Source organism: Mucilaginibacter pankratovii, from assembly GCF_014773265.1.
Classification (GTDB): Bacteria; Bacteroidota; Bacteroidia; order Sphingobacteriales; family Sphingobacteriaceae; genus Mucilaginibacter; species Mucilaginibacter pankratovii.
The window spans coordinates 67,033-89,486 of the sequence record NZ_JACWMY010000006.1; the positions used below are offsets into that span (position 1 = coordinate 67,033).

Sequence of the window (22,454 nt, forward strand, 5' to 3'; positions counted from 1 at the left end):
GTACCTTGCTTTTCCTTTAAAGGTTATGAAAATACTTACCCCGGCAATGCATGGAACTGCAGATTACCTCATGGTGCTGTTCCTGTGGTCGGCCCCAACATTTTTTGTATTGCCCGATGACCTGGGGCGTTTTGCCTACTTGTTGGGGATAGCACATTTGGCTTTAACAGTTTGTACCAATACCACCTCAGGCATATTCAGGTTTTTTTCCATGCCGTTGCACGGGCTGATAAAATTTTCTGTAAGCATAATTTTGGTGACCATCAGCTACACCATTTTTAAGTACGACGACCGCGCACGCGCTTTCTTCCTTACCTACGCCGTATTGCTGCTGGTGCTTTTTTTGGTGACGGATTACACCGGATCGGAAAGCAAAGTAGCCAGGAGGCTTAAAGGCTCAGCTCGATTGCCGGGTCCCAATACAGCGCTTTAAAGTTTTGCACCTGGTTATCTATTACCGTTATGCCTTCGTTTGCCAGCATCTGCTCCATGGTATCGCCACCAAAGTGGAACTTGCCTGTTAACAACCCCTGCCTGTTTACCACCCTGTGCGCGGGTACCGGCGGGTTTGCAGTTCCGCAGGCCATCATGGCGTAGCCCACAATTCTTGATGATTGCTTGCTGCCCAAATACGCCGCTATAGCACCGTAGGAGGTTACCCTGCCTTTGGGTATCAGCCGTACTACATCGTACACGTTATCGTAAAAGGTATAATCGGGCATCTGTTGGGTTTAAAACGAGAACTTAAGGTAGTTAATGTTTTTGTTATGCTTTAAATATTTTTTCTCGTAATAGGTTTTAATGGAGAGCACCTCATCCGCAAATTCCGAATGGTACAGGTCCTCGGTTCTGGCATGGAGGGGAAGGTTTAGTTCCACAATCTTATCGGCAGTGTAAGCGTGCAGGCCGTCGTTATCGGTTTTAAGGTTTACGCAGCCGCCGGGTTTTAGCAGCACGCGGTATTTATCCAAAAAGCGTGGGGAAGTCAGCCTTTTCTTTTCGCGACTTAGCTGTGGTTGCGGATCGGGGAAGGTGATCCAGATCTCGTCCACTTCGCCGGGAGCGAAGTAATCGCTCAGGTTCTCTATCTGTATGCGCAGGAAAGCCACGTTGGGTACGCCATCCTCCAGCGCGGTTTTGGCACCACGCCAAATGCGGTTGCCCTTATAATCCACCCCGATGAAGTTCTTATCCGGGAACAGTTGCGCCAGGTTTACCGTGTATTCGCCTTTACCGCAGGCCAGCTCCAGCACCACGGGGTTTTGGTTTTTAAAGAAGTCGGCAGCCCATTTACCCTGGTAAGGTTTGCCGGCGTCTAACTGTAGTACATTGCTAAACGTATCTATTTCGGCAAAGCGCCTAATTTTGTCTTTTCCCATAAAGAGGCAAAAATAAAAAAAATAATGGGTTAAGGTTCTGTAGTGCGCTGTTAGGAGCGGAGTGTGGTTTATGCCAAGCCTGTGGATGTTACGTTTTTCGCGGTTGTTTATTTTTTAAAGCGCTCAAGAGGGCTTCGCCGTTCTTTTTTTCCGCAAAAGAAAAGTAACCAAAAGAAACTTAGCGCAGCGACCTCATGAACACCTTAAAAATAAACAACCGTGAATAAACTCCCGGCTTGGTTCCGCCCTATGAAAGTTAGTGATTTTGCAGTGCCTGTGCCACCCGTGCGTTCCCGAGGCCGGTTTTTTTGCGGGCTTTGTTGGGCCTGTTTATATTACTCGTGCAAATCAAATCCGATTAATCGTATAAATCTCATAAATCCCGGTTCAGACAATGGCAGCAGAAAAGCTTCGGGCGAAAGCGGGCAGAACGTGGTGGACAGTGGGCGGGAAGGGCATAGCAATACTCGCAGAAGGGTGGGGCAAGCGGGGCGCGACAGCAGGGCAAGATTTTGCAGCCCGTGAGTTCTGCCCGATTTGCAGGGCAAAGGCCCGTGCGGCAAAGAAGCCTCTCTGCTGTCTTGATTTTTTGGTTACTTTTTTATCAAGAAAAAAGTAACAGCCCTCCCGCGGCGAATGAGCGGGCCGATCCTTTCATTTAAGCATAAACCCATTCAAGCCCCTCAGTCAACCCCCTGTAAAAAGCCAACCACCCATCGCTACTGAAAAACCAAATCCCTACCTTGCACGTTATACCACCATGGCCGATAAAAAAACATTGATACTGGGCGCCACGCCCGACGCAAGCCGATACGCTTACCTGGCCGCTAACCGACTGGTAAGCCGCGGCCACAGCATTGTAAACGTAGGCATCAAAACCGGCGAAGTAGCCGGCGTCCCCATCGAGAAGCCCGAAACCATCCACACCGATATTGATACCATAACCCTGTACGTCGGCCCGCAAAATCAGCCGCCCCTGTACGATTATATCCTCAACACCAAACCCAAACGCATCATATTTAACCCCGGTACCGAAAACGCCGACCTCCGCCGCATGGCACACGAGCACGGCATTGCTACCGACTATGCCTGTACGCTGGTGCTGCTGAGTATTGGGCAGTATTGAGAGGGGTAAAGGCGTTATGTGAGCGAACCTTAGGCATAGACCCGGCATACACTGTTTCTGAATTAGAAACGCTATAAGAATATTTGTACATTAGGAATGTGATACAAGTAACTTGTGCATTAATTGTAGACGATCAAAATCGTTTATTTGCTGCTCAGCGTAGTGAAAGTATGAACTTGCCTTTAAAGTGGGAGTTTCCCGGAGGTAAGATTGAACCCGACGAAACAACACAAGAATGTTTGATTAGAGAGATTTTTGAAGAACTTAACATCACAATAAAGATTGTGAAAGACTTACCTACCAATATCCACAATTATCCCACCTTTGCGATAGCGCTTATTCCTTTTGTTTGTAATTATGTTAGCGGCGAATTAATTTTAAAAGAGCATGCTCAATTTAAATGGCTTCATAAAAATGAATTGTTAGATTTGGATTGGGCGGAAGCCGATATTCCAATTTTACACCACTACTTAAACCTTATAAATGCCAAAAGTTGAGTTAGGGCTTTACGAGCAATTAATTAACAAACTTATTGCAAATAAATTAAGCCTGTTAAGCACCGAATCCTTTTTTATAAAAAGCACTATGCTTGATAAAGAGGAGGCCGCAAGATATTTAAGTCTGTATTTGTCCGAAACGATAAAGTTCGCATTGAATGAAATAAAGGACGATGATAAAACGCTTAAGCAAATCGAATTATCTAATAAAATTATTCAGCTATTGATTAACGAACTCCCGGGCGTTAATCTTTCTGATAATTTAATTGATAATGAGGGCAAAATATTAGACGCTGTTTTTTCAAAATTAGACTCTCCCTTTGCCGACTTTAACAATAGAATCAAAGAAATCACCCCATATACCCGGCTAAGCCAAAGTGAGCTTTTTACAGGGAATAATGTAGGGATTTCGTTGGAAAGTGAAATTAAAAAAGAAATTCTTTCGTCCGATGAGATCTGTTGGCTGGTTTCATTTATTAAGTATTCTGGCATTCGTATTTTTAAGGAAGAACTGGAGGAATTTACTAATAGTGGTAGAAAATTGAGAATTATAACCACTTCTTATATGGGGGCTACTGATGTAAAAGCGATTGAATTTCTTTCAAACCTGAAAAATACTCAGATAAAAGTATCTTATAACTCTGACCACGAGCGGCTGCATGCAAAAGCATATTTATTCATAAGAAATACTGGATTTACGACTGGTTACATAGGCTCTTCTAATATTTCAAGATCGGCATTAACCAATGGCTTGGAATGGAATTTAAAAGTAACATCTCGAGAGATAAATCACATCATTGATAAATTCAAAAAGACATTTGAAACCTATTGGGTAGATAAAGATTTTGAAAATTATGTATTTGGAGAAGATAAGCCACGGTTAACCGCGGCGCTAAAACAGCAGCGTTCTTCTGATAAGCAAAGCATAACCACTTTTTTCGACTTAAAGCCATTTCCTTATCAAGAGGAAATTTTAGAAAAACTACAATCTGAAAGGATAGTGCACGATAGGTTTAAAAATTTGCTGGTAGCAGCTACAGGAACGGGTAAAACTGTTATATCCGCATTTGACTACCGGAATTTTAAGAACAATCATTCAAGGGCAAGGCTGCTGTTTGTTGCACATCGTAAAGAGATACTCGAACAGGCTCAGAACACTTTTCAGCATGTATTAAAGAATGCAAATTTTGGAGAATTATGGGTTGACGGCCAAGAGCCTACAAACTACGACTTTGTTTTTGCGTCTGTTCAAACATTAACTAATCAAATCAGTAAGCTTAAATTATCACCCGCATTTTATGATTTTATAATTATCGATGAGGTTCATCACATTGCAGCATCAAGTTATCGCCCTATTCTTGCCCAATTTGAACCTCAAATTTTGCTGGGCTTAACAGCAACTCCAGAGCGTGGTGACGGCGAAGATATTTTGAAAGACTTTTGCGGCGTAATAGCAGCGGAGATTCGGCTACCCGAAGCACTGAATAGAAAATTGCTTTCTCCTTTTCAATACTTTGCGTTGTCGGATAGTGTCGATTTATCAAAATTATCTTGGAAAAATGGACGGTATGAAATCAATGAACTATCGCGGCTTTATACAGAAGATGACAGGCGAATAGGCGACATCTTAGCTAATTGTGATAAGTACTTAACAGATGTTCATGACGTTAGAGCTTTAGGGTTTTGTGTCAGTATAGATCACGCACGATATATGGCTGAACAATTTACTGTTGCAGGATTAAAAGCCGATTATTTAACAAGTGAAAACTCTATTAATCGTGCCGAGATACGGGAGAGACTACGTACTAAAGAAATCAATTATTTATTTGTTAGGGATATCTTTAATGAAGGTGTTGATATCCCCGAAATTGATACGGTGTTATTCCTCCGCCCTACAGAAAGTTTAACTATTTTTTTACAACAATTAGGTAGAGGTCTTCGCCTCGCTCCCAATAAAGATTGTTTAACGGTGCTTGACTTTGTAGGCAACGCACGACCAGAATATGACTTTGAGCATAAGTTTAGAGCTTTAGTTGGAAAGACTCAAACATCTATAATTAAAGAAATTGAAGACGAATTCCCGCACTTGCCGCTGGGGTGCTCAATTGTTTTAGAAAAGAAGGCAAAAGAAGTAATCCTAAAAAACATAAGGGCGGCAATTGGATTTAATAGAAGGCAATTAGTCAATAAAATTCAAAACTTTAAACATCAATCAACGCTGTCGTTATCGCTCAAAAACTTTATTGAATTTCAAAATATTGACGTTCAATTAATCTATAAAAAGGATAATTGGAACAGGCTATGTGTAGAAGCTGGGATGATTAATAATTTCATCGAACCAAATGAAACTGAAATTACTGGATGTATCAAAAGGTTGTTGAGATGCAATTCAATTAGCTATCTGAGATTTTTAAAGAATTTGATTGAAAATAATTTCAGAATAAACGCATTAAATGAAGAAGAGGATTTAATGTTATTGATGTTTCATTATGATGTTTGGCAAAAAGCTGGATCTCAATTGGACTTAGAGTCTATAAATGAAAGCATGGATCAAATTGCCCAAAATCCAGTAGTCTTATCAGAGCTTTTGGAAGTGATAAACTATTTAATCTCAAAAATTGACTTCATAGAAAAGTCGGTTAACTTGACTTTCAAGTTGCCATTAAAAATCCATAGCAGATATAATAGAAGTGAAATATTAGTGGCAACGGGCTTGCATACATTTGATAAAGCATCATCTAACAGAGAAGGAGTTGCAGCAAATAAAGCGTTGAACATAGAGTCTTTATTTATCACGCTTAAAAAATCTGAAAAAGAATATTCGCCATCTACCTTGTACGATGATTATGCCATTAACGAAAAGCTATTTCATTGGCAATCGCAAAATGCAACCGCACCTGAGTCGCCTAAAGGGCTTTCATATATTAATCATTGCTCTCAGCATAAAGTTATATTGCTATTTGTTCGCGAGCAGAATGATGATGAATACGGCTTTACAATGCCCTATGTGTTTTTAGGTGCGGCGGACTATATAAAATCGAGTGGATCAAAGCCAATGAATATCGAATGGGAATTAAAAGAACCGATGCCAGCATACATTTGGAAAGAAAGCGGGAAATTGGCTATTGGTTAAAACTTCACTTATCTCCGATTGCCCACCTCCCCACATCCGGCTAATTTAGCCTTATGCCAAATGTTAAATTCTCCTACCGGTACCGTGATGCCGGAAACTATAAAAATCATAGCTGGGTTATTTTCGCCGATCCCGATAATGTAGAGTTATCAGCTTTAGAGGAGCTTATCCAATCCAAAATCATCGATAGTACCTATTTCTACGTAGACCAATGGCAACTGCCCGATCTCCACTTCTCCACATGGAATAACCAATTAGACCACACCTGGCACGAGTTCGAATCTATCGAATACACCAACGAAGCACCGAATGCAAAATTCAATTTAACCGGATTTATGGCCATCATAAAAAAGGTAAAACCATTTACATGGTAAATTCCTTACTTTAGCATTAACCAATCCCGGTTTGCCATGAAAAAACTATTTTGCATCGTCGCTCTGCTGCTAAGCGTATCCACCCTTGCCTTTTCGCAAAAGATACAGCATCCCAAACAAGCCATGACGGATGCGCAGGCAAAGGCCATCCTTGCCGACATGCAGCAAAAAGGCAGCGACGCCGAAAAGGTAGAGGCGCTAAAGGCGGGGGTAAAGGATAAGGGCATCACGGTAGAGCAACTCATGCTGTTGCTCAACCAGTTCTCGGCAGACGAAGGCAAATTAACCTGTGCCAAGTTTGCCTTTGCCTACACCGTAAACTATAAAAAGTACGACAAAATACAAGACCTCTTTGGCGACGAAGCCAGCAAACGCGAACTGGAGGATTTTGTAAAAAAGAATAAGTAGGGGAACGGCCAAATCATTTTCGTGGTGCCACGAAAATGATCAAATTATGTAACCGTCATGTTGGACTTGTTTCAACACCCCATCATAAAAGTAGCCAAATGCTTATCCGCTTTGCATGCCGACAACCTGTCCTGTGGGGTGCCGAAATAAATTCGGCATGACGTGGGAGGGCACATCCACTCCGCTTTTTTTGCCGTCCCCGCAGGGTCTCTTGAAAAGGACCCTGCGGAGCGTGATCTCGTTCTTGCCCAATAAGCGGCCGTCCTGAAGCGCAGGGTCCTCTGCGAGAGACCCTGCGGCGACGTTAAAGCCGGCAACTAAACAAGCCGGTTTTGTGTAAACCCTCATTTTTTATAAATAATTGATTTTTAAATAGTTAATAAAAGTTAACATGAAAATGTGTAAACTTTTGTAAACTTTTTGTCCGGGCCCGGCGCGCCACCCAACCCTGTTTTTAGCGCTCCGCGAACAGAAACCGGCATTGTATGTTACTAACCATATTTCCCTATTTTTACCGTGCATGAAAAACACTTACTTCCTCCTTCTCGCCGCTATTATCCTGTCGTCCTGTTCGCCCAAGGTTATCAAACCCTTCGAGGCTACCAACAAAGTTTACGCTACCACTACCGACAGCCTGATAGCCGTAGTGCAAAAGCAAGACACGGTTGCCCTGCTGGATAGCCTGGGCAAACCCATCGCCAGCGAGTGGGTGGCCACCGTGAATTTTAACCTGCGCAAACCCAACTACGTCATCATCCACTATACCGCGCAGGATTCGCTGGCACAAACGCTAAAAACCTTCACGCTGGTAAAGCCGCAGGTGAGCGCCCATTATGTGATCAGTAAAGACGGCAAAATTGTACACATGCTGAACGATTACCTGCGCGCCTGGCATGCCGGCATCAGCAAATGGGGCAGCGTTACCGATATGAACAGCTGCTCGATAGGGATAGAACTTGACAATACGGGTAAAGAACCCTTCGCGAAGGCGCAAATGAACAGCCTGCTGGTGCTATTGGCGCAGCTGAAGAAAACCTACAATATTCCCGCAGCTAACTTCATCGGTCACGCCGACATTGCCCCTCCCCGCAAACCCGACCCAGGCATCCTGTTCCCATGGGCTTTGCTGGCCAAAAAAGGTTTCGGCCAATGGGCAGATGTGGAGCAGCAACCCGCTCCCGAAGGGTTTGATTACGTTACCGCCCTGCGCCTCATCGGGTACGATACCAGCAACCTCCCCGCCGCCATCAGCGCCTTTAAACGCCATTTTGTACAAACGGATGATCTGCCTGTGCTAAGTTGCTGCGATATGGATGTGTTGTATAATGTGTATAGGAAGTACTGAGACGGAAGGTAAAAGCCGAAAGGTTAAAGGTAGCTTCGGGTCTTGTAAAACAAAAAAGGCGAAAAGTCCTCAAACCTTTCGCCTTTTACCTTTAAGCTTTCACCTTATTTCTTCACCCACCCATCCTTCAGCGTAACCGTACGGTTAAATACCAGTTTATCGGCGGTTGAATTTTTATCCAGCGTGAAATAACCTTTACGCATAAACTGCACCGGGGTGCCAATTTTGGCGTTGGCCAGGTCGGGTTCTATATAGGCCGTGGTTAATACCTGCAGGCTGTTGGGGTTAATATAATCTTTAAAATCGCCGTCCTCGCTGCTCGGGTCTTCTACCTGGAAAAGGCGGTCGTACAGGCGCACTTCGGCAGTTTTGCCGTGTTCTACGCTCACCCAATGGATGGTACCTTTAACGTTGATACCGCTGGTATCGTTACCACTTTGCGATTCGGGGATGTACGAGCAATGGATCTCGGTAATATTGCCATCCGCATCCTTCACCACACTTTCGCCTTTTATGATGTAAGCGTTTTTGAGGCGCACCATCCCGCCAATACTCAGGCGGAAATATTTCTTGGCAGGCACTTCCATAAAGTCCTCGCGCTCAATCCAGATCTCTCCGCCGAACGGAAACTCACGGCTGCCGTCGCCACCTTCTGCCTCGGGATTATTCTCGCCGTGGAAGGTTTCGGTTTGCCCTTCGGGATAGTTGGTAATTACCAGCTTCACCGGGTCTAAAACGGCCATACGGCGCCAGGCGGTTTTGTTCAAATCCTCGCGGATGCAGAACTCCAGCAGGCCCACGTCAATCATGTTCTCGCGCTTAGCAACGCCAATACGCTCGCAAAACTCGCGGATGCTGGCAGGCGTGTAACCACGGCGCCGCAAACCGCTTATGGTAGGCATACGCGGGTCGTCCCAACCGTCTACATGGCCATCCTCTACCAGTTGCAGCAGCTTGCGCTTGCTCATTACCGTATAGTTCAGGTTCAAACGGGCAAACTCGTATTGCTTGCTCGGGAACAGGTTCAGTTTCTCTATAAACCACTCGTACAGCGGGCGGTGGGGGATAAACTCCACCGTGCAAATAGAGTGCGTAATTTCTTCAATGGCATCGCTTTGCCCGTGTGCAAAATCGTACATCGGGTAAATGCACCAGGCATCGCCCGTGCGGTGATGGTGGGCATGCTTAATGCGGTACATCAATGGGTCGCGCAGTTGCATGTTTGGTGCGGCAAGGTCAACCTTGGCACGCAACACTTTCGCGCCATCGGGGTATTTACCGGCCTTCATATCGGCAAACAGCTGCAGGTTCTCTTCCACGCTGCGGTTGCGGTATTCGTTACCTACGCCTGGTTCGGTAGGGGTGCCTTTTTGTACGGCAATTTCCTCGGCGGTGCTATCGTCCACGTAGGCAAGGCCTTGTTTAATTAGCTCGACGGCCAAGTCGTATAGTTTATCAAAATAGTCAGATGCATAAAGTTCTTCGGCCCAGTCGAAGCCCAGCCATTTTACATCTTCCTTAATACTGTCAACATATTCCACATCCTCTTTTACAGGGTTGGTATCGTCGAAACGCAGGTTGGTTTTGCCGCCGTAACGCTGGGCAAGCCCAAAGTTAAGGCATATCGATTTGGCGTGCCCGATATGCAAATAGCCATTAGGCTCGGGCGGGAAACGGGTTAAAACCCTGCCGCCGTTCTTACCTTCGGCAATATCGCCCTCAACAATTTCCTCTATAAAATTCAGTGATCTTTCTTCGCTCATGGTGTATCAAACAGGCTGCAAAAGTACGGAGAATTTCGGAAAGCGATGTGCAGATGTGCAGATTTCAGATGTGCAGATAAAGCTGCGGATATGTCTGAACCGGGATTTAACCGATTTGTGCGATTAGTTGGATTTTTGGTATTGGAGATATTCAAAATCTGATACATCCGAAAATCCGCTTAATCCCGGTTCTGACTATGATGGCGATGCCTGCGGCCCGGGCTATGCGCTGCAACTCCTCATTTCGCGTTGCTGATAGAAGCAACTCTCCATTCCGGGGTTTCCGCTCCTATCCCTATCGCATTTTTTCTGAACCGTTGATTTTACTGATTAAATGATTTCGTTGATTGTCTGAACCATGATTTACAGGATGAAAGGATTTCATGATTCTTTAGTTTTTAAAATCACGAAAATCCCTTCATCCTGTAAATCACGTTTCAGACAAAAGAACCTGCAAAGCTCTGTGCCTCTCTGCGCCTTCTCTGTGCCCTCTGTGGTTAAAAAACGCGTTTATAGCCAATGATGTAAACAGAAACAATTTCTTACTTTTACACCAACCAACCGCCGTTTACCATGAGCGATACCCAATTTAACCGCCCCATTCGTGTTTTAGTAGCCAAAGTAGGGCTGGATGGGCACGACCGCGGTGCCCGCATTATCGCTACCACCCTGCGCGATGCCGGCATGGAAGTGATCTACACCGGTCTGCGCCAGACACCGGAAATGGTGGTGAACACCGCCCTGCAGGAAGATGTGGACGCCATCGGCATCAGCATCCTCTCCGGTGCACACATGACAGTTTTTCCCAAAGTGCTGGCGCTCATTAAACAAAAAGGGATGGACGATGTACTGCTCACAGGCGGCGGCATTATCCCTGCCGATGATATGGCCGAACTAAAGAAATTGGGCGTAGGCGAACTCTTCCCGCCAGGCACCAGCACGGCAGATATTGTAAAATACATTACAAACTGGGTACACGCCAACCGTAACTTTTAATACCACCAACATGGACTACCAAAATCTACTGATAACAACCAAAGGGCGCATCCAATACATCACCATCAACCGCGAAAGCAAACTCAACGCCCTCAATAAACAAACCCTTCAGGAACTGCACGCTGCGTTTACGGCTGCTTTTAATGATGCTGAAGTAGGTGGCATTATCATCACCGGTGCCGGCCCAAAGGCCTTTGTTGCTGGTGCAGATATCGCCGAATTTGCCGGTGTAAATATTGAGGGCGGCCGTGCAATAGCGCAAGATGGGCAAACCAGTGTGTTTGATGTAATTGCCAATGGGAACAAGCCGGTAATTGCCGCTGTAAATGGTTTCGCCTTGGGCGGAGGTTTGGAACTGGCCATGGCATGCCACATCCGTATAGCAAGCGATAACGCCAAAATGGGCCTGCCCGAAGTTACTCTGGGTTTGATCCCCGGTTACGGCGGTACACAGCGTTTAACCCAACTGGTTGGCCGCGGCAAAGCACTGGAGATGATCATGACGGCGGATATGATAACCGCTGCCGAAGCATTACAATCAGGCTTAGTGAACCACGTCGTTTTTCAGGACGATCTGCTGCCCAAAGCAGAAGAAATTCTTAATAAAATACTTGCCCGCGCACCCCTGGCGTTGGCGTCGGCTATAAAGGCCGTAAACGCGGCATCGATAGATGGTGTTAACGGTTTTGAAGTAGAGATAGCCGAGTTTGCCAATTGCTTCGGCACCGAAGATTTTACCGAAGGGGTTGCAGCATTTATAGGCAAACGCAAACCCGAATTTAAAGGAAAGTAAGAACCTGATGCAAGATTACCGGCTAATTTTAAACTATAAGATGTTTCGCTCAATCGCTGCGGTGCTTGCGATAATGTCCTTTTTGTGTATGGAGCCAGGTGCAGCATGTGCGCAATTCACCAGCAAAGTACAATTCAGCATCGGGCCCGATGTTGGTGTAGTAACAGGCACGCTTGCCAATACCCATACTGCAATGTTTGGCGGTTCGGTGCAGGTAGGGTTGCCGCTCAACAGAAGGCTTTATTTTACTATTGATGGTGGTTATAATTACTTTTTGGGCAAAAGGCAATCCGAGGCACAACCGCCAAACATTCCGGAGGTAAATTATATCGGTGTAAAGTCGGTGCCGGCAAAGCTAGGGTTAAAGTATTATCTCAGTTCGATATGGTTTGTACAGGGCGAAGCAGGGGCAGCTTTCTTTTCCGGCACCCCGCGCACATCGTACGAAGCGGGAACGGCTTTTGTGTATTCGCCTCAAATTGGAGTGGAGTTGCCTGCAGGCAGCCATCGCATTATAGCATCACTACGCTACCAATCCACTCTCCCCAAAGCAAATAATGCAGTTAAAGTAAGTTTCCTGGGGCTGCATGCGGGCTTTTGCTTTTAAGTAAGCTGCTTACAGAAGGCAGATTCATAGTTATTCAAACCAAAATAAATAGCCAGTAGCCTTTTTTACGCATTTTTCACCCCAAAGCGCGTCCCAACAGTTTAATTGTACCCCTCATAAATATTACCCAAAAACAACCGTTCCATCTCTTCTTTACACTATCCTGACCATTTGCTCCATTGGGTCAAAAAATAAATTATTGTTAATCAAACGATTGGGTTAACCTTACAATAGGATGAAAAATCGTATATGTTTTCATTCCTTACTTTGCCCTGTGCCAAACAAAAAAGCACAGGTTTAAATTTATAAGATCATGAAAAACGCATTAAAAATCACAACACTTGCATTAGCTTTCGCCGGATTATCATTTGCTGCAAAAGCACAAACATCTACCACAACTTCAACAACAACTTCGGGCGGCATACGCTACAGCATTGGCGTTGATGCCGGTGTCCCAACGGGCAAATTCAACGACGCTTTTAAATGGAACTTAGGCGGTTCGGTACAGGCGGATATCCCTGTGGCAAACCAGTTATTTGTAACCATTAATGCGGGCTACAACAACGTATTCGGCGAAACCATCACAGGTTTAGTTGGAGGCCCGTCGAGCACTGTAGAGGTTCCAAACCTGCAATTACTGCCTGTTAAAGCCGGTTTAAAATTCTTCCCGGTAGCTAATTTCTACATCCAGGGCGAAGCCGGCGCGGCATTTTTGCTTAACAAATCAGATTTCTACAACGATAAATCTGTAGCATTTGTTTACGCTCCGCAAATTGGTGTACAGTTCCCGGTAAGTGCAAATGGCAATTTTATTGATGCCGGTATCCGTTACGAAGGTACCACCAAATACAGCAGTGCATTTGATGCCAGCAAAGTAAACTTTGTAGGTGTACGCTTAGCTTACGGTTTCTAATATCGCCCTACATTTACTATCACCGAAAAACAATAAAAACGGGGAGGCTCAACAGCTTCCCCGTTTTTTGTTTTTACTGGTTTAAAGGATGCGCCATCGTATGCTACATCTGCCGATCTGCAGGTGCTTCCAATAAAGGCCGATCTCCGGTATTTTTTAGAGCCCAATTTTTATATCCAGGGAGATGCCGGTGTTGCCATCATCTTGAACAGGGCCGATCTTAGTTACACCTACTCCAGCAGGTTTACTTATTCGCCGCAAATGGGGGTATTATTTGCGGCAGGAGCAAAAAACTTTATAGGCCCGGGCATCCGGTACCGGGCAACCGGTAAATACGATGCGGAGGACCCCGCAAGCAAGTATGGCTTCCTGGGGCGGTGTGTAGCCTATGGGTTTTAACTGAAAGGCAATAAGGAAGCTTTTACAGGGATGATTGTGAACGGCCTTTAGGGGGCTTTCGCTATTAAACTTATTCCAATTTTTTTTCGGCAACATTTAATTATTTCGAAAAAATTAACAATTATTTGTACCTTACCTACCTATTACGCTACCTAACAACTGTTTTTTCCGATATGAAGACGATTCTCATCATTGATGACGAGGTTAATGTAGGGCTGTTGCTTTCTAAGTTCTTAAAACGCAACGGTTTCGATGTAGATACTGCCACCAACGGCGGTAGCGGAATGGAGTGCCTGAAGAACAAAGAATACAATCTGGTGCTTTGCGATTTTAGGCTGGAGGATACCGATGGGCGCGAAATGCTCAAAAACATCAAAGCGCTGTATCCAAAAACAGGCGTAGTTATCATCACCGGCTACTCGGATATTAAAATGGCGGTAGAGCTTATTAAAATGGGGGCCTACGATTATATCACCAAGCCCCTCTACCCCGACGAGATCTTAAACACGATTAACAAAGCCATCGAAACGCAATATGCGTTGCAGGAAATGGCAGGTAACGATTACAGCAGCGATAAGCCTCAAAAGGAAAGCAAGAAACAAATATTATCCGGCGAGTTTGTTGTGGGTACCAGTCGTGCTTCTAAAGAATTATTAAAACAGATAGAACTGGTTGCGCCAACCAATTACAGCGTTATTATATTGGGTGAAAGCGGTACAGGGAAAGAGTCTGTTGCCAAGAGTATCCACTTAAACAGCCTGCGCGCCAACCAACCATTTATAGCGATGGATTGCGGCTCGCTCACCAAAGAGCTTGCCGCGAGTGAGTTCTTCGGGCACGAAAAGGGCTCGTTCACCGGCGCTTTTGCAACTAAGATAGGCCACTTTGAAATGGCCAATGGCGGCACGCTTTTTTTAGATGAAGTGGGTAATCTTTCTTACGAGATACAGGCTGCTTTATTACGTACCGTACAGGAGCGCAAGGTAAAACGCATAGGCAGCACAAAAGAGATAGATTTGGATGTGCGCATTATAATAGCCACCAACGAGAATTTACAGGATGGCATTGCCAAGGGCAGGTTCCGCGAGGACCTGTACCATCGTTTTAACGAATTTAGTATTCAGATGCCGCCGCTGCGCGATCGTGGTAACGACATTATGATGCTGGCCGAGTACTTCCTGAAAATAGCTAACCGCGAACTGGACAGGAACGTAACCACTTTTTCGCCCGAGGTGATAGAGTGCTTTATGAACTACCGCTGGCAGGGCAACATACGCGAACTGAAGAACGTAGTGCGCCGTGCAACTTTATTAACAGAGGGAACTGAAGTGGGGATGAAAACCCTCCCGCTGGAGATCTCTAACTTTAAAGTTACCGCTTACGAATCTCAGGGGAATAACGGCTATGGCAATGGGGCGTCGGCACAGCCACAGCCCGATGTAAAGGAGGCGCCTAAGCACGACCTTAAAAACGCGGCGCTTGGTGCCGAGCACGATACCATATTAAAAGTGCTGCGCGAAGTGAACTTTAATAAAACAAAGGCTGCCGAGATCTTAAACATCGACCGTAAAACGCTCTACAATAAAATGAAGGCCATCAACCTTAAATAATATTTATGGCAGCCTCTACCGGTAACACGCCCGATGCTGATACGCTTTTGATGCTGAAGCACGATATCAAAAATCAACTATCTAACATCCACCTGGCAATAGAGGGTTTACGTTATGAGGTTGAGGACCTGGATGGCGATACCGGCCTGTATATCCAAAGCATGTTATCATCGGCCCAAAAGATTGATAAGCTGCTGGATATTATACAAACAGATATTTAATTTCAAATAGGCCCTCACTACTAAAACTTTTTAGGCTTTGTTTGTTTATATAGCACACTTAAGGCTTTTCACGGGCATGTCCATCTTTAACTATAAGCAGCGCAATAACATCGTATTGGTAAGCATCATTGTGCTTGGCTGCTTTTTGCTTTACGCTTTAAGCGAATTGTTCAGTTCTATCCTGGGAGCCATTGTGCTGTTCACCATCTTCCGCCCGTTTTTTTTGTGGATGGTGGAGAAGAAGAACCTCAATGCCACATTCGCGGCGCTTATCATTATCTTCATCTCGCTTATTGTTATTGTAATCCCTTTCCTCTCGTTAAGTATTATGGTGATAGGGAAGATAGGCAGCATCAATAAAGATGCTATCCATATCGACCAATGGACCGCTAAGATAGATGCCTTTACCGGCGCCAATTTAAACCAGCCGCATTTTGCCGAGGAGACCCTGCAAAAACTGGGCGCTTACGGTGCCGATCTGTTCCCATCGATATTGGGCAGCGCCGTGAGCATTATACTTACCTTATTGGTAATGTACTTTTTAATGTACTTTATGTTTACTCAAATGCGCGCATTTGAAACCGGGCTGCTTAAATATGCTCCCTTTCGCGAACAACACGCGCTTAAATTTGCCCAGGCCCTGCGCGATTCTACCTTCTCCAACGTATTGGGGCAGGGTATCATCGCTATAACACAGGGCGTATTGCTGGCTATGGGTTTTTACGCCTTTGAGATCCCCGATGCTATTTTTTGGGGTGTAATAGGTGTATTCCTCTCGTTTTTACCGGTTGTTGGCGCACCCACTATGTGTATACCCGCCAGTATCATATTTTTTGCAGACGGGCATAACTTAAAAGGAGTACTGCTGCTGGCTTATGGCCTGTTGTTTATAGGCAACGTAGATAATGTACTGCGCGTTATCATCAACAAGAGGGTGGGTAATACGCACCCTATTATCTCGGTGATAGGAGTATTTATCGGATTGCCACTTTTTGGAATACTTGGCCTGGTTTTTGGGCCTGTGTTGCTGTCTTATTTCTTATTATTGCTGGAGATATACGAAACCAACAGACTTGCTGCCGACAGGCTGGAGCGAATAAGAACCGGGGTGGACACGTAACAATATATAGCTGTTGAACGTTATTAGTATATTGCAAAAAATGCGTTTTAAACTATCGCAGCAAATAAATTTGATAATTAATAAAACAAATATTCAACTTAAAAATTAATACAATATGAACGATAACACAAAAGTAGTTGTCGCGCTGCTGGCAGGATTAGCAGCAGGAGCGGCACTTGGAATTTTATTTGCACCCGAAAGAGGTACAGAGACCCGTGACAAACTTTCAGACTCATTAAAGAACCTGGGCGATACCATAAAAGAAACCGCCTCTAACGAGCTTGACAGGTTGCTGAACCTGAAAGATACCGTGGTAGAGAACATTAAAAGCAAAGTAAAATCTACCGAAGAAGAGTACCAGGACGACCTGGAGCACGCATAATTACCTTTGCGGGTTAAAATTTAGGCCCTAAACATTATCCCGATCTATGGAAACAAAGAAAGAACAGGCTCGCCCGATTATTGAACAGGCGACAGAATACGTTGACACGCGCTTAAAGCTTTTAAAGTTAGAAGTGATTGAACGCAGCACATCAATAATAGCTAACGTTGTTGTAGAGCTTATCGTTGTTGTTACTCTTGTGCTTACATTTTTGTTCGCAAGTTTTACGCTGGCGCTGTTCCTTGGCGACGTGTTCCATTCCAACTGGAAAGGGTTTGGTTTGGTGGCGCTGTTATATCTGCTTATTGCAGTGATTTTAATGGTGGCTAAAAAACCAATTGAGCGCCCTATTGTTAACATATTGGTAAGAAAGCTATTTAAATAAGATATGGACATCCTGATACAAAATGTAAACGACCTGAAGGTGGAGATAGCAAGATTGAAAAATCTGGAGGTTGACCAGGCTGTTGCTTTAAAGGCACGCTTCAGCAGCCCGGCAGCTATTTTTTCCACAGCCATGTCGCTGTTTCCAAAATCTCCGACGGTTGACGGGGTTAAAAGCGAAAGCTTTTTTAGCCAGGATTTTTTAGGGCTCATCTCCAGGATAGCATTGCCATTAACGTTAAACAAAACCATATTTAAGCATTCGAACTTTTTGGTGAAAACGCTGGTGGGGATTTTATCGCAAAAAGCATCACACTATATTAGCGAAGATTCCGTTACCGGGATTTGGGGTAAAGCCAAAGCACTATTTAGTAAATTCACAAAAAAGGCAGCCGAGCCTAAGGTAGAGATAGCTGTACCTATTACCGCGCCTTACGATAAATATTAAATAAAACATTCAGGCCTTGTTGCGAAACATGGCTTTAAAGGGATAGGCTTTAGATAGCTTATCCCTTTTGTTTTTTATTACTTGGATATTTTCGGTAGTGTCTCAGTTTGAACGTTAAGCAATATATTTGCTACACGTTAATATAAGATACCGCAATTTGTTTACTATTTATTTTTATTCCGATGCCAGTCTGATGTAAGCCATCAGTGTTTTTCCATTCAAATTCGTATGCTTCATGATTTTTATTTTCAGTAATTATTAAATCACATTCTATCGCCTTCTCGGGTTCTCCAATTGTCTCAATATACCTGGATTTATAGTGTCCTTCAATATCCTTTTCTCCTTCCTTGAGAGGTCCTCTTTTTGCAATTTCATTACTGATTTTAAAATCATCTGAACTTGCATATATTCCGCTCAATATTAGCACTCGCATATTATCGACGATAATATCATAAACTATAACACCATGAAATAAAGCCATATTTTCCATATTAATGATATAAAAGTAATAAAATACCACGTAATGTGCAGCCAGTGTAGCCGCTGACGAGGGCGAAAAATGCATTTAATATGGATTGCACTTTCTTGCCATCAAAAAAAATAAAAAATAGTTTAAAATGTTTTTCGGGCACAGTCGTCTTTATATTTAAACACTCATACAATTGCAAAGCGTAGTAATGCCCCAGGATAAAAACAGCCACATCATACACACTATTAAAGCGTATGGTAAAAGTCTGTTGGGGTTTATTCGTAAGCGGGTGAAAAGCGATGCCGATGCCGAAGACATTCTGCAGGATGTTTGGTACCAGTTTAGCAATGTGGTAAACTCGGAGCCGATAGAGCAAACAAGCGCATGGCTGTACCGTGTTGCACGCAACAAAATAACGGATAAGCATAAAAAGCATACCGAAACCCTTTTGGACGATATGCTGGGCAACGATGCCGGGGATGACGATGACGCGCCGGACTTTAGCGACATCCTGCTCACCGAGGCCCGCACGCCCGAGACGGAGTACATACGCAACCTGTTTTGGGAACAACTCTTTTTAGCGCTTGATGAATTGCCCGAGCTGCAGCGGCAGGTATTCATCTGGCACGAACTGGATAGTGTTCCCTTCGAAGAAATTGCTAAGCGTACAGGCGAAAACATCAACACGCTGGTGTCGCGCAAGCGATATGCGGTGCTGCATTTACGCGGGCGTTTAAAGCAATTGTATGATGAAATTAATGATTATTGATAAAAACTATTGAAATGAATATAAAATATAGAAATAAACTATTCTTAATTCCATTGGGAATAGCGGCGATATTAGCCCTTGTAAGTTATGTAGTAATGCAGCTGTGGAACCACTTGCTGCCAGGGATACTGCACGTAGGCACTATTACCTTTTGGCAGGCCATGGGTATATTTATACTGAGTAAAATACTCTTTGGTTTTGGCGGAAAAGGCGGCCCCGGCGGTGGGCCCCCATGGATGCGCCGCAAGCAAATGATGGAAGAACGCTTTAAAGGTATGACCCCCGAAGAACGAGACCATTTTAAAGCTCAATGGAAAGACCGCTGTGGCTGGGGAAGAAAAGGCGAAGGCTGGATGGGTAAAAATGATATCAAGGGCGATAAACCGGAGGCTGATTTTAAAGAAGAGGCTAAATAAACAATCCGTTATGCCGAACTTGTTTGGCACCCCATTGTATGCCGGCTACAGGCATGCGTAGTGCTTACCAGTTGGGGTACTAAAACAAGTTCGGCATAATTTAAAGTAAAACAACAAACCTATGGATGTGCTGATATTTAAAACGAGTGTTGCTACGCCGGGGCAGGCAAGCCGCCTACAGCCGCTGTTAAGCGCACTGTCGGATATTAAAAGATACACGTTCGATCTGGAAGACTGCGACCGCGTGCTCGCATCGTAAGTAGCCGAATCGAACCACAAACCATTAAACACATACTGAGGATGGCGGGCTTTAGCTGCGAGGAGCTGGTTTGAAACTGCGGTAAGAGCCTCACCTAAACGGCGAAGCCGTCATGAAATATCCTCTCCTTTGGAGAGGACTTTGAGATGCATCTGTAGATTTGAGCCCTCTCCTTTGGAGAGGGCAGGGTGAGGCTACCAATATCGGCTTAAAACTTGCAGTCTTCTCTTTTACTGCCTGTTGCTATCTGCAAACTGCCAACTTCCTCAGCCCGCTATCCTGTTCAGCAGAGCCAGTTGCCCGCTGTGGTAAACGTGGTGTTGTATCAATCCTTCTATAAGCGCGCGATAACTGACGCCTGTACCCAGTTCGCGGTTGCGTTTATCATTGGTAGGCGCATCCCATTTATCTTCCGGAAAATCTTCTATCACGCCGCCTAAAGTAACGTTGGCCAGTTTAAAGCTGTTGATAAGCTGCTGCCATTTTCGTTCGTCGGGCGTGCCCGGGTTTGGCCAGTCGCCGCCTGCGGGTTCGCCGGCAAGCTGCCCCTGCATTCGGGCGGTGGTTTCTAAAGTCCAGCCCAGCATGTGCAGGATTATGCCTGCTATATTATGCACAGAGCCCGGCGGCGTTTCATAGGTGGCCTCAAAGGAGATGTTATCAATAATGTCATACGTGTTTGGCCCGTACCATGGGTCGCCGCTGAGGATGCTTTGCAGCGATGCGTTTAGTTTTTGGGAAGTGCTCATGGTTGGTTAAACGTATGTATATCAGGTTAAGTTTGCCGGAGGCTTGATTAACTGTATCACGTAACGCTCTCTAAACATCAAGATACTTCCGCACCCCATTAGCGCAGTTCACCCCATCTATCGCGGCAGAAATAATCCCCCCGGCATAACCCGCGCCTTCTCCGCATGGGAATAAGCCGGCAACTTGCGGATGCTGGTAGGTTTCCCTGTCCCTCGGTACTTTTATGGGCGATGAGGTGCGCGATTCTACACCCACCAAAATAGCCTCATTGGTATAGTAGCCCTTCATTTTGCGGCCAAAGGCGGGGAGGGCTTTGCGTAGGCGCGCGTGGATCCAATCTGGCAGTACCTCAATTAAATCTACACTTTTACAGCCAGGCAAGTAAGAGTTTATGGGCAGATCGGCAGATACACGTCGTTCCACAAAATCAACCATACGCTGAGCCGGTGCCACCAGGTTGCCGCCGCCTGCTTTAAAGGCCAGGTGCTCCGCCCGCTGCTGAAAGTCCAGCATGCGGAACGGGTCGGCCATATCGCCTTTTACATCTTCCATATTGATCTGTACCACGGTGCCCGAGTTGGCAAAAGGATTGTTTCGTTTGCTTGGGCTCCAGCCATTTACTACTATCTCGTCGGCAGCGGTAGCGCATGGGGCTATGATACCTCCCGGGCACATGCAAAAGGAGAATACGCCACGGTCGTCTACCTGCTCTACTAAATTATAATAAGAAGGCGGCAGGTCTGGTCCGCGGTATTCGCAATGGTATTGGGCGCGGTCGATAATTTCTTGTGGGTGTTCTATCCGCACACCAAGGGCGAAGGGTTTGGCCTCTATCAAAATATTCTGCGCATGTAACATCCGGAAAACATCGTGCGCGGAGTGGCCGGTAGCCAGTATCACCGCATCAGCCATTAACTTTTCGCCATTGGCCAGTTGCACGCCTTGTATCTTTCCGAACGATACCAATAAAGAAGTTACTTTAGTATCAAACAATACCTCGCCGCCTGCATTCAAAATGCTTTCGCGCATGGCGGTGATGATCTGCGGAAGTTTGTTGGTGCCGATGTGCGGGCGGGCATCCACCAAAATATCTTCGGTAGCGCCATGAGCCACAAAGGTTTTTAGCACGCCTGTAACATCGCCGCGCTTGGTACTGCGGGTATAAAGCTTTCCGTCGGAATAAGTGCCCGCGCCGCCCTCACCAAAGCAATAGTTCGATTCGGGATTTACCAGGCCTTGCTTGTTGATATTGGCCAGGTCGCGGCGGCGCTGTTTAACATCCTTACCGCGTTCTAATATGATGGGTTTTAAACCTTGTTCTATACACTGCAGCGCAGCAAACAAACCAGCCGGGCCTGCGCCTACTATAATAACCGGTTTGGCATCCTTTACATTTTTATATTGATGATTGTAGATCTCGGGCAAGTACGGCTCGTCGATATAAATACTCAGCTGCATCCGGTATAATACCTTGCGACCGCGCGCATCTATTGAGCGCTTGAGCACCTTAATGCCCTTTATTCTTTTCTGCGGGATATTAATGGCTGCCGATGCAAGGGCTGTTAAAACCGCCTCGTCTTCCTGCTGCCCGGGCGGGCAAACAATTTCTGCTTCTTTTATCATGGTTTTCGCCGGGTTTTTATCCCGGATGCTGCAAAGATAGTTTTTTCGGTTGGCAGTTTGCAGCGGGCAGTTTGCTTTAGTCATGCATTTTCCAAGCGTATTTCAAGCGTATTTAAGGTGTTTTGGCGGGACATTACACCGTGAAAACACCCACTTTACAATTTTTTAACGCGCCATTGTATCACAATTATTTTCGCTTCCGTAAGGCTGTTTACTTAGTGTGAAGGGTACACAAAAAAATAACGTACGCTAAAGAACGCTAACTGTACG

27 protein-coding genes are annotated in these 22,454 nt (G+C 45.1%); 21 read left to right on the forward strand and 6 right to left on the reverse strand.

All coding sequences use genetic code 11. From position 1 onward, the window contains the following. Positions 1–25: 25 nt before the first annotated feature. Entirely contained in the window at positions 26–433 is a 408-nt protein-coding gene (locus IDJ77_RS12935) for a hypothetical protein (RefSeq protein WP_191189383.1), read from the forward strand. Here the strand turns inward: IDJ77_RS12935 and IDJ77_RS12940 are convergent. Both IDJ77_RS12940 and trmB read right to left on the reverse strand, forming a co-directional pair. Further along, positions 390–722, reverse strand: a complete 333-nt coding sequence (locus tag IDJ77_RS12940) for an MGMT family protein (protein ID WP_191189384.1) — start codon at positions 720–722, stop codon at positions 390–392. The two genes, IDJ77_RS12935 and IDJ77_RS12940, sit on opposite strands and share 44 nt — an antisense overlap. Before the next feature lie 9 nt (positions 723–731). Next, a complete protein-coding gene (trmB, locus tag IDJ77_RS12945; RefSeq protein WP_191189385.1) occupies positions 732–1,379 on the reverse strand; it encodes a tRNA (guanosine(46)-N7)-methyltransferase TrmB in 648 nt (215 codons plus the stop codon). Positions 1,380–2,139: 760 nt separating this feature from the next. Between trmB and IDJ77_RS12950 the strand changes: the two genes are divergently transcribed. The 6 genes from IDJ77_RS12950 to IDJ77_RS12975 all read left to right on the forward strand — a co-directional run bounded on the left by IDJ77_RS12950 (position 2,140) and on the right by IDJ77_RS12975 (position 8,262). Next, positions 2,140–2,505 carry a CoA-binding protein gene (locus IDJ77_RS12950; RefSeq protein WP_191189386.1) on the forward strand — a complete coding sequence of 122 codons (366 nt, stop codon included), beginning with the start codon at positions 2,140–2,142 and terminating at the stop codon, positions 2,503–2,505. Between the two features lie 98 nt (positions 2,506–2,603). After that, on the forward strand, positions 2,604–3,002 hold the full coding sequence (locus IDJ77_RS12955) for a (deoxy)nucleoside triphosphate pyrophosphohydrolase (RefSeq protein WP_191189387.1): 399 nt from the start codon (positions 2,604–2,606) through the stop codon (positions 3,000–3,002). After that, entirely contained in the window at positions 2,989–6,135 is a 3,147-nt protein-coding gene (locus IDJ77_RS12960) for a DEAD/DEAH box helicase (protein WP_191189388.1), read from the forward strand. Before IDJ77_RS12955 ends, IDJ77_RS12960 begins: the two co-directional genes overlap by 14 nt. A gap of 53 nt (positions 6,136–6,188) precedes the next feature. Continuing rightward, a complete protein-coding gene (locus tag IDJ77_RS12965; protein ID WP_191189389.1) occupies positions 6,189–6,509 on the forward strand; it encodes a hypothetical protein in 321 nt (106 codons plus the stop codon). 36 nt (positions 6,510–6,545) lie between these two features. Further along, positions 6,546–6,917 (forward strand): DUF4476 domain-containing protein, encoded by a 372-nt coding sequence (locus tag IDJ77_RS12970; RefSeq protein WP_191189390.1) that lies wholly within the window; start codon positions 6,546–6,548, stop codon positions 6,915–6,917. 520 nt (positions 6,918–7,437) lie between these two features. Further along, positions 7,438–8,262, forward strand: a complete 825-nt coding sequence (locus tag IDJ77_RS12975) for an N-acetylmuramoyl-L-alanine amidase (RefSeq protein WP_191189391.1) — start codon at positions 7,438–7,440, stop codon at positions 8,260–8,262. Between the two features lie 104 nt (positions 8,263–8,366). Here the strand turns inward: IDJ77_RS12975 and IDJ77_RS12980 are convergent, their stop codons facing one another. Then, on the reverse strand, positions 8,367–10,025 hold the full coding sequence (locus IDJ77_RS12980) for a glutamine--tRNA ligase/YqeY domain fusion protein (protein WP_191189392.1): 1,659 nt from the start codon (positions 10,023–10,025) through the stop codon (positions 8,367–8,369). A 573-nt stretch (positions 10,026–10,598) separates the two neighbouring features. Between IDJ77_RS12980 and IDJ77_RS12985 the strand changes: the two genes are divergently transcribed. The 11 genes from IDJ77_RS12985 (at position 10,599) to IDJ77_RS13035 (ending at position 17,898) form a co-directional block, all read left to right on the forward strand. Continuing rightward, positions 10,599–11,021 carry a cobalamin B12-binding domain-containing protein gene (locus IDJ77_RS12985; protein WP_191189393.1) on the forward strand — a complete coding sequence of 141 codons (423 nt, stop codon included), beginning with the start codon at positions 10,599–10,601 and terminating at the stop codon, positions 11,019–11,021. Between the two features lie 10 nt (positions 11,022–11,031). Continuing rightward, positions 11,032–11,814 carry an enoyl-CoA hydratase/isomerase family protein gene (locus tag IDJ77_RS12990; protein ID WP_191189394.1) on the forward strand — a complete coding sequence of 261 codons (783 nt, stop codon included), beginning with the start codon at positions 11,032–11,034 and terminating at the stop codon, positions 11,812–11,814. A 40-nt stretch (positions 11,815–11,854) separates the two neighbouring features. Further along, complete coding sequence (locus IDJ77_RS12995; protein ID WP_191189395.1) at positions 11,855–12,421, forward strand: porin family protein; 567 nt, start codon at positions 11,855–11,857, stop codon at positions 12,419–12,421. Between the two features lie 313 nt (positions 12,422–12,734). Next, positions 12,735–13,334: a hypothetical protein gene (locus IDJ77_RS13000; protein WP_191189396.1), complete on the forward strand. Its 600-nt coding sequence runs from the start codon at positions 12,735–12,737 to the stop codon at positions 13,332–13,334. A 123-nt stretch (positions 13,335–13,457) separates the two neighbouring features. Beyond that, positions 13,458–13,733 carry a hypothetical protein gene (locus IDJ77_RS13005; protein ID WP_191189397.1) on the forward strand — a complete coding sequence of 92 codons (276 nt, stop codon included), beginning with the start codon at positions 13,458–13,460 and terminating at the stop codon, positions 13,731–13,733. Between the two features lie 173 nt (positions 13,734–13,906). Next, positions 13,907–15,343 carry a sigma-54-dependent transcriptional regulator gene (locus tag IDJ77_RS13010; RefSeq protein ID WP_191189398.1) on the forward strand — a complete coding sequence of 479 codons (1,437 nt, stop codon included), beginning with the start codon at positions 13,907–13,909 and terminating at the stop codon, positions 15,341–15,343. 5 nt (positions 15,344–15,348) lie between these two features. Then, on the forward strand, positions 15,349–15,564 hold the full coding sequence (locus tag IDJ77_RS13015) for a hypothetical protein (protein WP_191189399.1): 216 nt from the start codon (positions 15,349–15,351) through the stop codon (positions 15,562–15,564). A gap of 76 nt (positions 15,565–15,640) precedes the next feature. Further along, positions 15,641–16,684 (forward strand): AI-2E family transporter, encoded by a 1,044-nt coding sequence (locus IDJ77_RS13020; protein ID WP_191189400.1) that lies wholly within the window; start codon positions 15,641–15,643, stop codon positions 16,682–16,684. A 115-nt stretch (positions 16,685–16,799) separates the two neighbouring features. Then, a complete protein-coding gene (locus IDJ77_RS13025) occupies positions 16,800–17,066 on the forward strand; it encodes a YtxH domain-containing protein (RefSeq protein ID WP_191189401.1) in 267 nt (88 codons plus the stop codon). A gap of 46 nt (positions 17,067–17,112) precedes the next feature. Further along, entirely contained in the window at positions 17,113–17,451 is a 339-nt protein-coding gene (locus IDJ77_RS13030) for a phage holin family protein (RefSeq protein ID WP_191189402.1), read from the forward strand. A 3-nt stretch (positions 17,452–17,454) separates the two neighbouring features. After that, entirely contained in the window at positions 17,455–17,898 is a 444-nt protein-coding gene (locus IDJ77_RS13035; RefSeq protein ID WP_191189403.1) for a hypothetical protein, read from the forward strand. A 130-nt stretch (positions 17,899–18,028) separates the two neighbouring features. On the opposite strand, the gene IDJ77_RS13040 is transcribed toward IDJ77_RS13035, so the two are convergent. Next, positions 18,029–18,388 (reverse strand): hypothetical protein, encoded by a 360-nt coding sequence (locus IDJ77_RS13040; RefSeq protein ID WP_191189404.1) that lies wholly within the window; start codon positions 18,386–18,388, stop codon positions 18,029–18,031. A gap of 172 nt (positions 18,389–18,560) precedes the next feature. Here IDJ77_RS13040 and IDJ77_RS13045 point away from each other — a divergent pair, with 172 nt between their 5' ends. From IDJ77_RS13045 to IDJ77_RS13055, 3 genes are all read left to right on the forward strand, one after another. After that, the gene (locus IDJ77_RS13045; RefSeq protein ID WP_224751085.1) at positions 18,561–19,136 is read left to right on the forward strand and encodes an RNA polymerase sigma factor; all 576 of its coding nucleotides are present in this window, start codon (positions 18,561–18,563) and stop codon (positions 19,134–19,136) included. A gap of 14 nt (positions 19,137–19,150) precedes the next feature. Further along, a complete protein-coding gene (locus IDJ77_RS13050) occupies positions 19,151–19,552 on the forward strand; it encodes a hypothetical protein (protein ID WP_191189405.1) in 402 nt (133 codons plus the stop codon). Positions 19,553–19,673: 121 nt separating this feature from the next. After that, entirely contained in the window at positions 19,674–19,811 is a 138-nt protein-coding gene (locus IDJ77_RS13055; RefSeq protein ID WP_191189406.1) for a hypothetical protein, read from the forward strand. Between the two features lie 266 nt (positions 19,812–20,077). On the opposite strand, the gene IDJ77_RS13060 is transcribed toward IDJ77_RS13055, so the two are convergent. Together IDJ77_RS13060 and IDJ77_RS13065 are read right to left on the reverse strand one after the other, a co-directional pair. Further along, entirely contained in the window at positions 20,078–20,560 is a 483-nt protein-coding gene (locus IDJ77_RS13060; RefSeq protein ID WP_191189407.1) for a DinB family protein, read from the reverse strand. Positions 20,561–20,630: 70 nt separating this feature from the next. After that, on the reverse strand, positions 20,631–22,184 hold the full coding sequence (locus IDJ77_RS13065) for an NAD(P)/FAD-dependent oxidoreductase (protein ID WP_191189646.1): 1,554 nt from the start codon (positions 22,182–22,184) through the stop codon (positions 20,631–20,633). Between the last annotated feature and the right edge of the window lie 270 nt (positions 22,185–22,454).

Excerpts from the sequence above, each read along its gene's own strand:
- IDJ77_RS12935 (WP_191189383.1), top strand. The coding sequence starts at position 26 with ATGAAAATACTTACCCCGGCAATGCATGGAACTGCAGATTACCTCATG.
- IDJ77_RS12940 (WP_191189384.1), bottom strand. The coding sequence starts at position 722 with ATGCCCGATTATACCTTTTACGATAACGTGTACGATGTAGTACGGCTG.
- trmB (WP_191189385.1), bottom strand. The coding sequence starts at position 1,379 with ATGGGAAAAGACAAAATTAGGCGCTTTGCCGAAATAGATACGTTTAGC.
- IDJ77_RS12950 (WP_191189386.1), top strand. The coding sequence starts at position 2,140 with ATGGCCGATAAAAAAACATTGATACTGGGCGCCACGCCCGACGCAAGC.
- IDJ77_RS12960 (WP_191189388.1), top strand. The coding sequence starts at position 2,989 with ATGCCAAAAGTTGAGTTAGGGCTTTACGAGCAATTAATTAACAAACTT.
- IDJ77_RS12965 (WP_191189389.1), top strand. The coding sequence starts at position 6,189 with ATGCCAAATGTTAAATTCTCCTACCGGTACCGTGATGCCGGAAACTAT.
- IDJ77_RS12970 (WP_191189390.1), top strand. The coding sequence starts at position 6,546 with ATGAAAAAACTATTTTGCATCGTCGCTCTGCTGCTAAGCGTATCCACC.
- IDJ77_RS12975 (WP_191189391.1), top strand. The coding sequence starts at position 7,438 with ATGAAAAACACTTACTTCCTCCTTCTCGCCGCTATTATCCTGTCGTCC.
- IDJ77_RS12980 (WP_191189392.1), bottom strand. The coding sequence starts at position 10,025 with ATGAGCGAAGAAAGATCACTGAATTTTATAGAGGAAATTGTTGAGGGC.
- IDJ77_RS12985 (WP_191189393.1), top strand. The coding sequence starts at position 10,599 with ATGAGCGATACCCAATTTAACCGCCCCATTCGTGTTTTAGTAGCCAAA.
- IDJ77_RS12990 (WP_191189394.1), top strand. The coding sequence starts at position 11,032 with ATGGACTACCAAAATCTACTGATAACAACCAAAGGGCGCATCCAATAC.
- IDJ77_RS12995 (WP_191189395.1), top strand. The coding sequence starts at position 11,855 with ATGTTTCGCTCAATCGCTGCGGTGCTTGCGATAATGTCCTTTTTGTGT.
- IDJ77_RS13000 (WP_191189396.1), top strand. The coding sequence starts at position 12,735 with ATGAAAAACGCATTAAAAATCACAACACTTGCATTAGCTTTCGCCGGA.
- IDJ77_RS13010 (WP_191189398.1), top strand. The coding sequence starts at position 13,907 with ATGAAGACGATTCTCATCATTGATGACGAGGTTAATGTAGGGCTGTTG.
- IDJ77_RS13015 (WP_191189399.1), top strand. The coding sequence starts at position 15,349 with ATGGCAGCCTCTACCGGTAACACGCCCGATGCTGATACGCTTTTGATG.
- IDJ77_RS13020 (WP_191189400.1), top strand. The coding sequence starts at position 15,641 with ATGTCCATCTTTAACTATAAGCAGCGCAATAACATCGTATTGGTAAGC.
- IDJ77_RS13025 (WP_191189401.1), top strand. The coding sequence starts at position 16,800 with ATGAACGATAACACAAAAGTAGTTGTCGCGCTGCTGGCAGGATTAGCA.
- IDJ77_RS13030 (WP_191189402.1), top strand. The coding sequence starts at position 17,113 with ATGGAAACAAAGAAAGAACAGGCTCGCCCGATTATTGAACAGGCGACA.
- IDJ77_RS13035 (WP_191189403.1), top strand. The coding sequence starts at position 17,455 with ATGGACATCCTGATACAAAATGTAAACGACCTGAAGGTGGAGATAGCA.
- IDJ77_RS13040 (WP_191189404.1), bottom strand. The coding sequence starts at position 18,388 with ATGGAAAATATGGCTTTATTTCATGGTGTTATAGTTTATGATATTATC.
- IDJ77_RS13050 (WP_191189405.1), top strand. The coding sequence starts at position 19,151 with ATGAATATAAAATATAGAAATAAACTATTCTTAATTCCATTGGGAATA.
- IDJ77_RS13055 (WP_191189406.1), top strand. The coding sequence starts at position 19,674 with ATGGATGTGCTGATATTTAAAACGAGTGTTGCTACGCCGGGGCAGGCA.
- IDJ77_RS13060 (WP_191189407.1), bottom strand. The coding sequence starts at position 20,560 with ATGAGCACTTCCCAAAAACTAAACGCATCGCTGCAAAGCATCCTCAGC.
- IDJ77_RS13065 (WP_191189646.1), bottom strand. The coding sequence starts at position 22,184 with ATGATAAAAGAAGCAGAAATTGTTTGCCCGCCCGGGCAGCAGGAAGAC.